The sequence below is a fragment of the Brevibacillus sp. FW306-2-1A-C05A genome, from assembly GCF_058781555.1.
The window spans coordinates 151,638-165,052 of the sequence record NZ_JBYSWV010000003.1 but is presented as its reverse complement, the minus strand read 5'-3'; the positions used below and the strand labels follow the sequence as shown (position 1 = coordinate 165,052).

Sequence of the window (13,415 nt, the reverse complement as noted above, 5' to 3'; positions counted from 1 at the left end):
AAAGGATGGCTACTCATAGCTATAAGCTTTCCTGAACCCCCAGTCGAACTGGGGGTTTTCGTTATACAAACAATAAAACCTTGCCTGTTTTTCGGCAAGGTTTTTTTGTATGCGCTTCGCTTCATTAGGCAGAACGGATTTCCCCGTTGTATTTTTTCCAGGCCACGTACGCCAAGGCAGCGACCAACGCAATTGAGATCGAAAACAGGATCGCCAGTGGCGAGTCAGGCCGCATCATCAGGCGGGCAAACGTACTTTTCTCCTCGCCGACAAACGCTGTCTGGATCGAGCCGTTCAAATCGCGCAAAGCTTCCCTGACGAGCTGCCAATCCATTTGCGCGTTTCGCATCTCTTTGGAGATGACGTCATACGTCGCAGAGATGGAAGCGAGCTGATCCTCGGGGAGTTGGATGCTCATTCCCGGTTTGATCGCCAAAAACAGGCGGTAGTTTTCATCAAACTGCTCGCGGAACTGGTTGTAATTGCGTTCCACGGCGGATTGCTGCAAATTTTGCACCTGTGTCACAAGGGATGGATAATAGCTGCGCCACATCGGCTGATGCTCGTGCGTCAGGGCGTCAATCGCTACACGAACCTGCGTGGCGTGCCACAACAACTGCTGCTCGCTTACGTTCGTGGAGGCAAAGCTTTTTTTAGCCGCCAAAATCGATTGGGTAACCGCGTTCAGACTTTCAATCCGAATCGGATAGGTCAAATGCTGGTTGGGAAACTTCTCAGCCAGTTGGATAATCCGCTGCTGCGCTCCTTCGAGATCCCCTTTTTTGGCGTAGGTCAAAAATTCATTCGCGATCTGATCCAGTGCCACTAGCTGCTGCTCCTCGATCGGCTGGTTCAGCTTCGAGTACAGGCTGTGGATCGGCCACGACAAAAACAGCCCGATCGCGAGAAAAAACATTAAAAAGCGGATGTTTTTCTTCAACGCAAAAAACCTCCTTCCCCTAGTACAGCCTATGGAAAGGAGGACAAGATTAGACCTTGTTTATCGTGTGCTTTGTGTTTACGAGCCAGATGACGGATATGGAAATCAGGCTGAGAAGCACGGTAAACAGTCCCACAAAACCTTCGTACGGGTCAAGCACACTCGGCAACCACGGATGGATGTCCATGACGTAATCCAAAAAGTCGTTGTTCAGTGTCCACAAGGCAGCGATCCCCACTGGCAGGATGCTTAATTTGTAAAAGCGTGCATACAAAACTGATTCAACCGCCATGCCTGCATGGGAAAAGATTAACATCACATCTGTCCAACGCACTTCATTCCCCATCATCCAACCCGCTAAGATGATGCAGACGGCCCATACACCGTACTTGAAATTGGTGATTCCTGCCAACGCTTCTAGTACCGGGATATGGCGACCCAACAAATAAGTAAGGAGTACCAGCGTGAATAGTCCACTACCTGTCGGGCTGTCTGGAACAAAAGGAGTCAAGTACGCTGGCGTTTCTGCCAGTTGGTTTTTATACCAGATGAATCCGTATATAGTTCCCAGCAGGTTTACGATAAACAGCGTCCATAGAAACCATCTTTTCCCCAAAGAATGTATAAACCACTCCCATATCCAGATCATGTTTATCGTCTCCCGCTGTGTACGCCGCTAAAGAAAAAGCTGACCGCATCGTCAGCCAGCTTTTTCCTTATTAGCTTATTTCAAGGTTGCCATGTATTCAGCAAGCTTAGCGATTTCCGCATCATCCTTGATTAAGCCGCCTGGCATTCCAGGTGCTTTCCCGTTTTTGATGATGTCGGCAATCTGCGTTGCATCGTATTTTTCACCGATCTTCTGGAGATTTGGCCCCATGCCACCCTCCATGTTTTTGCCGTGGCAACCCATGCAGCTTGTTTGCGCTTTCCAAACTGCATCTGCTGTAAAGCTGGTATCAGCAGGTGCAGGCGCAGCCGCGCTGGAGCCGCCGTGACCAGCACCGCCACCATCTTTGCTGGACGGATGGTTGAGGGAGTGCTCATGATCGGCTGCCCAAGTGAGGTAGAAAATCCCTACGAGAGCTGTCAGCATCAAGCCTGTAGCAACCGGACGCTTGGATGGACGACGCTCTTTGCTGGTGTCCAGCCAAGGCGCGAGCAGCAAAGCACCAAATGCGATACCTGGTACAACGATGGTCCCGAAGACTACCCAGTCACCCGCAGCCCAAGGGTATTTCAGCATTTGGTACAGGAACAGGAAGTACCAGTCTGGCAATGGAACGAATGACGTATCATTCGGGTTTGCCTTGTCAGTCAGCGGCGACGGATGGGAAACCGTCAGCACGAGGAAGCCAACCAAGCAAACTGCTGCCACCATCCACTCTTTCAGCAGGAAGTTAGGCCAGAACGGCTCATTTTTTCCCGGAAAATCGGAGTAGGATGGAGAAATGTTAGGGATACGCTTCGCCGATACTCGGGAATCTCCGACGAAGGTAGCATCTTTGTCTTGTTTTGCCATGCTATTTCCTCCTTTTTATCGAAGACCGATTATAGTGGACCCGAGATACCTTGCGAACGAATCATGACAAAGTGTGCTCCCAAAAGGCCGAGCAATGCGCCAGGCAGGAAGAACACGTGAATCGCGAAGAAGCGGGAAAGAGTTTGTGCCCCTACGATGTCTCCGCCTGTCAGCAACATTTTCGCATATGGACCGATGATCGGAACGGAGTTTGCAATCTCCAGACCTACTTTTGTCGCAAAGTATGCGGTGTTGTCCCATGGCAGGAGGTAACCTGTGAAGCCAAGTCCCAGCATGACGAAGAAGATCAGCATGCCCACAACCCAGTTCAGCTCGCGAGGCTTTTTGTATGCACCTGTAAAGAAAACACGCAACGTATGTAGGAACATCATCACGATGACCAAGCTCGCGCCCCAGTGATGCATACCGCGTACGATTACCCCGAACGCTACTTCGTTCTGCAGGTATTTGACAGATTCGTATGCGTTAATAATGTCTGGCACGTAATACATCGTCAAAAACATACCAGACAAGATTTGAATAACGGTAATAAAGAACGTTAGGCCCCCAAAGCAGTAAACGAACGCAGAGAAGTGGTGTGCCGGGTTCACGTGCTCAGGTACTTCGTGGTCGGCCAAGTCACGCCACATTGGAGTGATATTCAGGCGCTCATCGACCCAATCATACATTTTTTGCAACATCTTAGCCGTTCACCCCCGGACGAGGATTTGCCTTTACTTTACCCAAATACAACTTGCCGTCTTTCACTTCTGTTTCATACTCATCAAGAGATGCCGTTGGTGGTGTCCCCAGAATGTGCTCGCCGTTAATGGTATAACGGCCCAAGTGGCATGGACAGAAGTACTGGTTCGGATGATCGGCACTTTCGTTCCAGTTTACTGTACAGCCCAAGTGCTTACAGATCGGGGACAGAGCGAGGATTTCACCCTTGTCATTCTTCGTAATCCATGCAGATAAAGTAGATTCAGATTCATACCAACCGTCCTTGGTATGTACTTTAAACTCAACGCGCTTTGGTTCCGGACCAAACTCATCTGGTGAACCAACAGCCACTTTATCTCCACCTGCATGTCCTTGCAGTAAAGGATCAACCGCAAAACGAATCATAGGGGTAATCATACCCGCAGCAAGGAACCCGCCAGTTCCCATGAGTGCGTAGTTCAAAAATGTACGTCTGGAAATTTCGCGTTTGTCTCCCATCTCTTTTTTCCCTCCTTATCCTGTAAAATAGCGCTACGATGGCGTTTTCATACATATACACTAGGTCAATCCCAATCATAGCTAACGCCTATAAAGATGTCAAGAATGTCCAGTGGACATGTCTGAACCCAACCACCGCCTGCGGAGAGATTGTTGCCATTTTGTCAAAATTTGCTCCTTGTCCCTCCCGTTTTCCTGTAGTATTACCGGAAAACGCTTTCTCTATTGCGCACTCTTTTGCTGCCACAAACGAATAATTTCTTTGGTCAGCACATCGACCGTCACTTCAAAGCGCAACGACGAATCCAAGTCTTCCTCGCCTACCGGAAGCATGAGCGTACTTGCCTCTCCCTGATCGCCAAGCCGGATTTTGTCCCCGGAAAAATGCAGTCCAACGGAAAAAGCGAAGCCCGGCGGCGTCTTTTGCTCCTGCTCCTCCCAGGCGAAGCGATAGCTGAGCGGAAACAACAGAATCCTTCCCTTCAGGCGCTGCTCGATGCCAGCCGCCACATTCAGCAAGTAGTTCATGCGCAGCACGTGCTCTTTTACCTCGATCCCGTCCCGGTACAAATAAAGAGGGAGCAGCGCGGTGTCCACATAAGGCCGCAGCTCCTCCCAATTTTCAAACTCGTTTACATTCCATTGCATAGGGTCGTCTCCTCTTCTTCGCGTAGATTTCCGGAAACTAGCGTACCATGAATCAGCGGAGACTCGCAATATCGCTTCCTGCTAAGGTTCAGGCCTTTTCGTAGGCCATGATTTCTTTCAGTTCGTCTGTCAAGCGGATAAACAGCTCTTTGTTTTTCGTAGCCAACGCCTCATCGATTTCCTGGTAAAGCGCCCGCTTGCGGTATTGACGCATTTGCTCGTCGATTACCATCTCAGAAAGCAACCCGGATACCATTTGATTGTTCGTTCCGTACGCGTTGGAATAGAAATTTGGCCACTCCATACCCATCCCTCACTTCAATAAAATAGTCGTTTCCGTAAAGCCGTTGTATTTTCGAAGCCAAGTCTGGCTCGCATAGGTGGCAGTGTACAACCACTGTTCATGCTCGTCTTGGCCGACTCGAAGCAATCCGAGGTGCACCATCATTTTGCAGACGCGATTGACCAAAATATCTGCGGGTGCATCGTAGTAAAACTCCTTGATCCACGCAAGCAGCGTGTTCATCAGCGATTCCTGCCTTACCCAGCCACCGGCTGCAAGCAGCGGAATCAACTGGACAAGCATCGGCAAATTCGGGATCGCCCGCTTGTACAACCTCATCCAAAAACGGATCACATCGTGGTAGAGCTGATCGGTGTACGGCTGCTCCAGCCGCTCGCGGCCCGCCTCCGTAATCGCCACTTTTCCTTCCGCTTCCTCAATCCACTTGTGGTAGTAGCAGAAATCGTAGAGCAACGAAAACCGGTCCGGGTACACATCGAAGTGAAGTCCGTAGCCAAAGCGCCATTTTTGCGGCAAAAGCGGTTCTTCCTTCACGTACAAAAATTGAAACAACTGCTGCTGATGCCTTTTGTACATGCCTCCTTCGGCCGTAAGCGGTACAGGCTCTTGCTGAAGGAATTGTAAAAATTGCATGATATCGTCGCAGAGAGCCGTTCCTTCATCCCTGTACGCTTCCGGTCCCGGAACGACCAGCGTGTTTTGTTCGCGCCACTGATCGAGCCAGGCTTGTATGTACGGCTCACGGATGTCGAGCGGAATTTGATACTGCCCGATCGTCTTGCTTTTCGCCGGGAAGATCCATCCTCTTTTCATGGCCGCGGCCACGAACTTTCTTGCTTCTTCCTGCTTTTTTTCTTTGGCACTCTCCAGAGCTACTCCCGCTTTGGCCAGCAAATCTTCCAGCGACATGACGGTTCGCTTGTCGAGTAGCAGTTGCAGCAAAAAATGCGTTTCTGCCGAGGATAGCTGGGCTACTTCTTGCGCGATTGTCAACCGATGGCGCAGGCTGGACAAGAGCGAGGTGATTAGCTCGTTTTTGGAATGAGGGTTGCATTCGCATCCGTAGTGATTGGCAATCTGATGGAGCTGCCGGATATCGGTGTACACCAAGATCTCAGCCAAGTTCATCTGTGCATCCCTTCTTTGCGATGGCTTTCTTGTATCCCTCATTCTTGCCAATAAGCGGAAAAATAAACAGGAAGCCACCTGAGTGACTTCCTGTTCGTCGATTTTTTTATGCGCGAGCGTTTTTTTCGCTCTATTCTTCGTCTGTTTCGTGATCCCATTGGTCGTGCAACTGCTGGTATTCTTTCGCCTCGTCGTACCGTCCTGCCTGCGTCAAAAGCGCAATCAGGCGGCGAATCTGGTCGAGGTCGAAGCCGGACAGCGTCACGTATTGCTTCAAGGCGTCGATGGCCTGCTCGGTTTTGCCGAGCGACAAGTAAATGTCTGCCGCCAAAGGGTACGCGGCGACGTATTCCTCGTCAATCGCCTGCAGGGTGGTCACCAGCTCCACGGCTTCCTCCAGACGTCCCACATGGAAGCCCATCAAGGCTGCTCCGTACAGCACTTCCGGCGAGCGATCGAGCACCAACGCCTGGCGGAACACCTGGTACGCCTGCTCAAACTGGCCGCTTTGCGCCAGCGAGCGCCCTTTTGTCAACAGCAGATCGAGGCTCTCGTGGCCTGCCTCCTCCAACAGCTTCATCGCTACGTCGTCTTCGCCGATGCGGAAGTACAGATTGCCGAGTGCCGCCAAAATGTCCTGGTTGTCCGGCTCTTTTTGCCTTGCCTGCTCCAGATACTTCACCGCCACCTCATCCAAATCTTGCAGCGCGTACAAATCGGCGAGCAACAGGTCAAGCTGAATGCTTTCGTAGCCCGATTCCTTGCATTCGTAGAGCAAATGCTGCGCGGTTTCAAAATCGCTGGAATCAAGGGCAATTTCTGCGAGCAACAGTTGGCACTCTCTGCGCAAGGAAGGCTCCATGCCCGGATTTTTCTCCAGCACCTCCGACAACAGCTTGCCCGCTACTTCCAAATGTCCCAGCCGGTACCACACCTCGGCCAAATACATCATCACATCCGGAAGATCAGATCCGTGCTCCTGCACTTTTTGCAGGGCGGTCAAGCCCAGCTCCACCTCGTCGTTTTCAATCCGCTTGATTGCCTCGTCTATTACATACAGCCATTTTTTTGGCATCGTGTTCACCTCATATGTATTTTGCTTCGGCCGTATTCTCGATGAATAGCCACAAAAGACCGTCCGAGGACGGTCTTTTCTTTCCTTAATGATCTTATACCATTATGCACGAGTAAGCCAGCTCATTGTCAACACGGTTATCAAAATCCCGAAAACACTGAGCACGATCGAATAGTTAGGCTTGGCTGCATCCGCTGTCGCAGGCTTGCCATCCAGCGGAACGATGGAAGCCGTCGCACTCGCAAGCGCATCTCCCTGGGAAGAGAGCGGCTGTGCTTCTACAACGTATGTACCATCATCTGTTTGCATGGAAGAAGAGATGACTTGTGCCTTTGGCGTGTTGATCGCCATCACTTCCCCGTTAATGACGAGGGCGTTAGCCTGTTCCGTGGAGCTTGTATTCACATATAGCGTAAACGTAAACAACAGCAGCAAAAGTACGGCTACACTTGCCCCCATACGTCGCATTCTGGCTGTTACGCTGAAAATTTTTCTGCCAATCGGGATCGCCCACTGCTCCTCAGACAAAATCCGGGCCATGACCGCATCTACAATGGAACGGGAAGGCGTAACCGAATGGTACTCTTCCTTGTCCATCGCCATCCACTCCCCGCTGTCCGACCAAATTTCATAATCGGAACGGCAGGCATAACAAGAAGCCATATGATGGTCGACGCGGCGTTGCGTCACCTCGGGCAACAGATTTTCGGCGTAGTCAGGCAGAATTTCCTGCACTTCTTCACATTTCATCATCGATTCATCCCTTCAGCTTCATCCAATTGAGGGTCCAGGATGTAGGTTTCCAACTGGCCTTTTATACTTTGGCGTGCCCGAAACAGCAAGGATTTCACGGAGCTGACGGTCAAATTGAGGATCGTGGCGATCTCTGTGTAATCCATTTGTTCGTACTCCCGCAAAATCAGGGCGGAACGCTGCTTTTCCGGCAGGTTGTTGATCGCCAGTCTGACCATGCTCTCCCGCTCGTTGCGCAACAACACCTGCTCGGGCAAGGTTTTGGGAGAAGCCATCGGCACTTGCAGCGTATCGTCCAGATACACGTCGGAGTTGCGGCTTTTGCGCAATTCGCTGAGTACGGAGTTGCGGGCTATCGTATAGAGCCAGGTGGAGAAGGTTGCTTCTACATCACGGAAAGAATGAATGCTCTTATACGCCTTGTAAAACGTCTCCTGACAGATGTCCTCAGCGATATGCTCCAAATGAGCCTGGCGCAAAAGGTGAGTGACAAATGAGAGGATCTTTTTTTCATAACGACGAATCAGTTCAGCATAGCATTCCAGATTACCTTCTTTAATCTCTCGGATAAGCTGGGAATCGGTCATGATCAGGATTACCTCCTTGCGATTCCGATCCCTCAGCGGCCTTTGTCATATTAGACTGCTGGGGATGTAAAAAGTTGCGCGACCTTACGATTCTTTTCTCGTCTCACTGCGGGAATCCTTCACGAAAAAACCCCCAATTTTGGGGTTAAATGACATAGGCGTTGGGCTTTGTGTCGAAAATCCGCCTGCCCATCCCGATTGAAGAGCTAAACTGCGCATTTCGATACATCCATTTACCGTTCGACATAACAGATGCTGGAAGATGCATTTCGCTAAAATTGAGAATAGTGGAAAGATCATACTTTGTCAACCAGTTTTCCTTTTTCAGGAAGACAATATCAGCGTCCGCCCCTGGTGTCAAGCTTCCTTTTTGCGGATAAAGCCCAATCGCCTTGGCAACGTTTGTCGAAGCGAGTCTGACGAGCAGACAAAGCAGCATTTCCGGCGAGCACCATCTCCTGCGATAGTCAATGCGAACCTCCTGCAGAGGCGAAGCGACCTGGCAGCTATCGTAAAACCTCTGATATATATATCGGACAGCCCGGTCAGTTGCTTCAGCGTTCAAACGGAAAATGTGCAAAAACGGATCGGATTGTTTTGGTTCAAAGGCCGCTGACGGATCAGCAATGACAGTACGCACCTTCCAGTATCTCGTGGCGTCCAGCCAAAGCTGCCGAATGAGATCACGCTGTTCTTTTTTTACGGAAGCATCATTTTGAATATGCAAATGCAGAATCGTTTGTTTAGACGTATGAAGTGGCAAAAGCGTTTCCCAATTTATTGTGGAAATTTCTTCTGGGCTTCGGACCGTCACATGAAAGGAAGAAAAGCCGAGCTCTGAGTACTGCGCCACCGTTCTCGGCTGTAGCTGGGCAGGCTCGATCGCCACGTGCCAGGCGTAGTCGAGCGGGCTGTTGAAGTGCCTCGTCTGCTGGTATTCCACCTGCGGCCTGCTCATCCACGGCTCCGGGCGCAACACGTCCACGAAGCTCGTACAACCGCTCCTGACGAGCTCTCGCATCACTTCTATGTACGTCTTCCCATCTTTTATTTTATACAACGATTGTGTCGGCAGTGCGACGAAACCGGGCAAAAGATACATACCGGACGCGTCCACCTCTTCAAAGACGGTCGTCGCGGTCGTTTTGGGCAAGGTATCCTTGGCGATGCGAACGATTTTTCCGCCTGCAATCCAAATATCTGCTTCTTTGACTCCGTGCGCTGTGACTACCGCTCCTCCTCGAGTGACCATTCCTTGCTCCGGCACGCTCGTCCCCTCCCGCCTCGCATCGAGCTGCAATTTGTACGAGCATATGCGCGGGCAAGGAAAAAAATACAAAAAAAGACCGCCGTTGATTGTAAGCGCATTCAAACGGCGGTAGCACACGTGTGCTTTTATAATATTGGATAGGAGTGGAGAGAAACCATACTGTAGTTTTATAATAAACGGAATGTAAGCGCTTGTCAAATCATTTTTGCTAAAAACCGCCAGACCTGTCCCGACGTTTTCCCGGCGGTTGGCAGACAGGCAAAAGAGCCTGGCTCGGTTGCGAGCGGCAGGCTCCTTTCCCTCTTTTTACTGTTGGCTGATGCGCGTAAGCAGCTCGTGGAATCCCGGGAACGATACGTCGATCGCTTCCTCGTTTTCGATTCCCGTCTCCCCTGTTGCCGCCAATCCGGCAATCGCCATCGCCATTCCGATGCGGTGATCGCCCATGCTGTCGATGACCGCGCCTGTCAGCGGAGTCTCGCCTTCGATAATCATGCCGTCCTCTGTCGGCGTGACACGACCGCCGAACTTGGAGAGCTGGCTTACGACCGTAGCGATGCGGTCGGTTTCTTTTACCTTCAGCTCCTCCGCATCGCGAATCACGGTCTTGCCCTTTGCCTGCGTCGCCATGACCGCGATCACCGGAATCTCGTCGATCAGCCGCGGAATGATGTCGCCCGCGATTTCAATGCCGTGCAACTCGGAATGGGTCACGAGCAAATCGGCAACCGGCTCTTCGTTTACGACGCGCTCGTTGAGCAGCTCCAGGCTTCCGCCCATCGCTTTGACCACGTCGATGATCCCTGTGCGGCTCGGATTGATGCCGACATTTTCGATCAACAGCGAGCTGCCGGGAACAACCATAACCGCTGCGATCAAAAACGCCGCAGAGGAAATGTCCCCTGGCACGGAGATAGCCCGTCCTGTCAGCTTTTGTCCGCCTTCTACAGATACGGTCAGGCCGTCGCGCACGACAGAGACGCCAAACGCTTGCAGCATGCGCTCCGTATGGTCGCGGGACAAATGCGGCTCCGTGACGCTGGTCACGCCGTTCGCCTGCAAGCCTGCGAGCAAAATCGCCGACTTGACCTGTGCGCTCGCTACCGGAGACTGGTAAGCGATCGCCTCCAGCTTGCCGCCACGAATGGAAAGCGGCGTGAACTCCCCGTCTTTTCTGCCGTCGATCTTCGCACCCATCTGGCGAAGCGGTCCGATCACGCGCCGCATCGGGCGTTTGGCGATCGACTCATCGCCTTCCATCACTACGTGAAACGGCTGTGTCGCCATAATTCCGGACATCAGGCGAATCGTCGTCCCGGAGTTGCCGACGTCGAGATGCTGCAAAGGCTCCCGCAGGCCGTACCAGCCTTTTCCGTGAACAGTCACCTTGTCGCCTTGCTGTTCGATCTCGATGCCCAGGCGGCGGAAGCAACTGATGGTGCTCAGGCAATCTGCCCCAGGCAAAAAGCCTTCAATCGTGGTGACGCCCTCTGCCAGCGCACCGAACATGACAGCGCGGTGCGAGATGGATTTATCTCCCGGAACACGCACGGTCCCTGTTATTTTTTTGGCTTGACGAACTCGAAGCACAGTTCCACTCCCCTTTGTCTCTTCAGCAATTAGTCATGCTGTGAAGCGTCTTCGTTGTAAAGTGTGTTTGTACAAAATGGCTTAGGAACGCCTGTACACATTGTAATCGAAAAAGCGCAGAAGTTCCTCCCCTTTTTCCATCTCCTCCTGGGAATGGAAGGTGATGCGCAGCGCTCCGTATATGTCTTCACGCGTCTCTCTGATTTGCAGGTTGGTAATGTTGATCTGCTTCGCTCCCAAAAGCGTCGTGATGCGGCCAATCTCCCCCGGATGGTCGGGAATGTCGATATACAGGTCGTTCAGAGGCGGCAAAGCCCCGGCTTTGCGCTCCGGCAGGCCGTCGCGAAAATCGCGCGCTGTCTGGAAAAACCGCTCAATGCCTTCTGGATCGCCCTCTTCCACAAGCTCGATAACATCCTCCAGAGCTTTTGTCCAATCTTTGGCGATTTTTAACAGCGGCTCGCGGTTTTGCAGGAGCACATCGCGCCACATCCGCGGGTTGCTGGACGCAATGCGCGTAATGTCGCGGAAGCCGCCTGCGGCCAGGCGTGCGTGCCAGCCGTTTTCCTCGTCGTAGCCCGCAACCAGATTGACCAGCGCGGATGCCAGCACGTGCGGGAAGTGGCTGACCGCGCCCACTACCTGATCGTGGGTGTCAGCGTCCATTTGCACGACTTTTGCCCGCGTCAGCGAGAGCAATTCGGTCAGGCGCTCGACTTTTTCAGGCGGGGTGCCCGGTGCGGGCGTCAATACGTAATAGGCATTCTCCAACAGCCTGTCCGAAGCCGCTTCGACCCCTGACTTGTGCGAGCCTGCCATCGGGTGTCCACCAATGAACGTCACGCGCTCCGGGATGACTTCTACGGCTTGTCTGACGATGCCGGCCTTGGTGCTGCCCACGTCTGTTACAATGACGTCTGGCTGCAGCTCCATGTCTTGCAAATGCTGCAAGGTAGCGACGATCTGCTCGACAGGCGCAGCGAGAAAAATGACATTCGCTTCCCGGACGGCCGTTTGCAAATCGGTCGTGCCTGCGTGGATGACGCCGAGCGTCAACGCTTTATCTAACGGTTCTTGACGTACGTCGTAACCGACGACCCGGATGTTGGGGTCCCGTCGCATCGACAAAGCGATCGAACCGCCGATCAATCCGACTCCGATTACGGCGATAGTAATTTTTTTCATCTCCACTTCCTGTCCTTCCTTGTTCGCGTAGACAAAGATGCCGGGGCACGCCCGGCATCTTTTGTCCGTTATTTCAATGCGCCAGTCACAATTTCTTTCAACACAGACAAAATCTTTTCATTCTGTTCTTTCGTTCCCACCGTAATCCGCTGGTATCCCGGGAAGCCGAGTGCATTCCCCGAGCGCACGATGATGCCGTGCGTCAACAGCTTTTTGAACACTTCATCGGAATCTCTTTTCAGGTCAACCAAAATGAAGTTGGTCTGCGACGGGAAGTAAGAAAGTCCCCACTCGTCAAAAGCGTCCGTCAATTGCTTCAGCCCTTCGCGGTTGCGCTCGCGGCATGCGGCCACGAACTCCTGGTCGCGCAAGGCCGCACGAGCTGCTACTTGACCGAGCGCTCCGGTGTTGAACGGTTCGCGCACGTGCTCCAGTGCAGACACCAGCTCTTCGGAGGCGATGCCGTAGCCGATCCGCAGCGTTGCCAGACCGTAAATTTTGGAGAACGTCCGCAAAATAATCAGATTCGGATACTGATCGAGCAAAGGAACGGTTTGTGGATATTTTGGATCAACAACATACTCGTAATAAGCTTCATCCAAAACAACGAGAACGCTGCTCGGCACTTTTTTCAGGAACGCTTCCAGCTCTGTCGCAGTCACGATGGTACCGGACGGGTTGTTCGGGTTACATACCCATACGACTTTTGTCTGTTCGTTGATGGCTGCTGCCATCGCTTCCAGATCGTGAACGCCGTCCTTGAGCGGAACCTCGATCAGCTCTGCCCCTTCGATAATCGCATTGGAGCGATACTGGGAAAAGGTAGGAGTCGCCATGACCGTGTTCGTGCCTTCACTCAAAAAAGCGCGGGAGATCATCAACAAATTTTCGTCGGAACCATTGCCGAAAATGAGTTGACTAGGCTTCACGCCGAGGAAATCGGCCAAATCCCAGCGCAGGCTGAGGCTTGCGCCGTCCGGGTAAAGAGCGAGATTGTCCAGTTGCTCCGCAATGGCCGCCTTCGCCTTAGGCGAGCAGCCGTAAGGGTTCTCGTTGGACGCCAGCTTGATTACTTCTGTCAAACCAAACTCCCGTTTGACGTCTTCAATGGGCTTCCCTGGCTGATATACCGGGGCATTGAGTATGCGTTGCTTCGGTTGCATCCACGTTCACTCCAGTCACATTTTTCCCA

Annotated in this window: 15 protein-coding genes; all 15 read right to left on the bottom strand. The window is 52.2% G+C overall.

The genetic code is table 11. The annotated features are described in order from the left end of the window. Positions 1-124: 124 nt before the first annotated feature. Positions 125-940, bottom strand: coding sequence for a sporulation protein YpjB (locus AC3WJN_RS04855; RefSeq protein WP_005831245.1), 816 nt, complete (start codon positions 938-940; stop codon positions 125-127). 49 nt (positions 941-989) lie between these two features. Continuing rightward, the gene (locus tag AC3WJN_RS04850) at positions 990-1,589 is read right to left on the bottom strand and encodes a DUF1405 domain-containing protein (RefSeq protein ID WP_005831247.1); all 600 of its coding nucleotides are present in this window, start codon (positions 1,587-1,589) and stop codon (positions 990-992) included. Positions 1,590-1,664: 75 nt separating this feature from the next. Then, entirely contained in the window at positions 1,665-2,462 is a 798-nt protein-coding gene (locus tag AC3WJN_RS04845; protein ID WP_005831249.1) for a menaquinol-cytochrome c reductase cytochrome b/c subunit, read from the bottom strand. A 29-nt stretch (positions 2,463-2,491) separates the two neighbouring features. Next, on the bottom strand, positions 2,492-3,163 hold the full coding sequence (qcrB, locus tag AC3WJN_RS04840) for a menaquinol-cytochrome c reductase cytochrome b subunit (RefSeq protein WP_005831250.1): 672 nt from the start codon (positions 3,161-3,163) through the stop codon (positions 2,492-2,494). A 1-nt stretch (position 3,164) separates the two neighbouring features. Next, positions 3,165-3,683: a Rieske (2Fe-2S) protein gene (locus AC3WJN_RS04835; RefSeq protein ID WP_005831251.1), complete on the bottom strand. Its 519-nt coding sequence runs from the start codon at positions 3,681-3,683 to the stop codon at positions 3,165-3,167. 222 nt (positions 3,684-3,905) lie between these two features. Then, on the bottom strand, positions 3,906-4,331 hold the full coding sequence (locus AC3WJN_RS04830; protein ID WP_005831253.1) for a DUF2487 family protein: 426 nt from the start codon (positions 4,329-4,331) through the stop codon (positions 3,906-3,908). 88 nt (positions 4,332-4,419) lie between these two features. Next, complete coding sequence (locus tag AC3WJN_RS04825) at positions 4,420-4,635, bottom strand: IDEAL domain-containing protein (protein WP_005831255.1); 216 nt, start codon at positions 4,633-4,635, stop codon at positions 4,420-4,422. 9 nt (positions 4,636-4,644) lie between these two features. Beyond that, complete coding sequence (locus tag AC3WJN_RS04820; protein WP_005831257.1) at positions 4,645-5,763, bottom strand: hypothetical protein; 1,119 nt, start codon at positions 5,761-5,763, stop codon at positions 4,645-4,647. Between the two features lie 130 nt (positions 5,764-5,893). Beyond that, entirely contained in the window at positions 5,894-6,838 is a 945-nt protein-coding gene (locus tag AC3WJN_RS04815; RefSeq protein WP_005831260.1) for a tetratricopeptide repeat protein, read from the bottom strand. A gap of 102 nt (positions 6,839-6,940) precedes the next feature. Beyond that, positions 6,941-7,591, bottom strand: a complete 651-nt coding sequence (locus AC3WJN_RS04810; protein WP_051998927.1) for a zf-HC2 domain-containing protein — start codon at positions 7,589-7,591, stop codon at positions 6,941-6,943. Further along, the gene (locus AC3WJN_RS04805; protein ID WP_007785416.1) at positions 7,588-8,178 is read right to left on the bottom strand and encodes an RNA polymerase sigma factor; all 591 of its coding nucleotides are present in this window, start codon (positions 8,176-8,178) and stop codon (positions 7,588-7,590) included. The genes AC3WJN_RS04810 and AC3WJN_RS04805 overlap by 4 nt, the downstream gene beginning before the upstream one ends. Positions 8,179-8,323: 145 nt before the next feature. Beyond that, positions 8,324-9,280 carry an amidohydrolase family protein gene (locus tag AC3WJN_RS04800; protein WP_237716675.1) on the bottom strand — a complete coding sequence of 319 codons (957 nt, stop codon included), beginning with the start codon at positions 9,278-9,280 and terminating at the stop codon, positions 8,324-8,326. Between the two features lie 474 nt (positions 9,281-9,754). After that, positions 9,755-11,038, bottom strand: coding sequence for a 3-phosphoshikimate 1-carboxyvinyltransferase (gene aroA / locus AC3WJN_RS04795; RefSeq protein WP_007785420.1), 1,284 nt, complete (start codon positions 11,036-11,038; stop codon positions 9,755-9,757). A gap of 81 nt (positions 11,039-11,119) precedes the next feature. Beyond that, positions 11,120-12,223 carry a prephenate dehydrogenase gene (locus tag AC3WJN_RS04790; protein ID WP_007785422.1) on the bottom strand — a complete coding sequence of 368 codons (1,104 nt, stop codon included), beginning with the start codon at positions 12,221-12,223 and terminating at the stop codon, positions 11,120-11,122. A 68-nt stretch (positions 12,224-12,291) separates the two neighbouring features. Continuing rightward, positions 12,292-13,386 carry a histidinol-phosphate transaminase gene (gene hisC, locus AC3WJN_RS04785; RefSeq protein WP_005831272.1) on the bottom strand — a complete coding sequence of 365 codons (1,095 nt, stop codon included), beginning with the start codon at positions 13,384-13,386 and terminating at the stop codon, positions 12,292-12,294. Between the last annotated feature and the right edge of the window lie 29 nt (positions 13,387-13,415).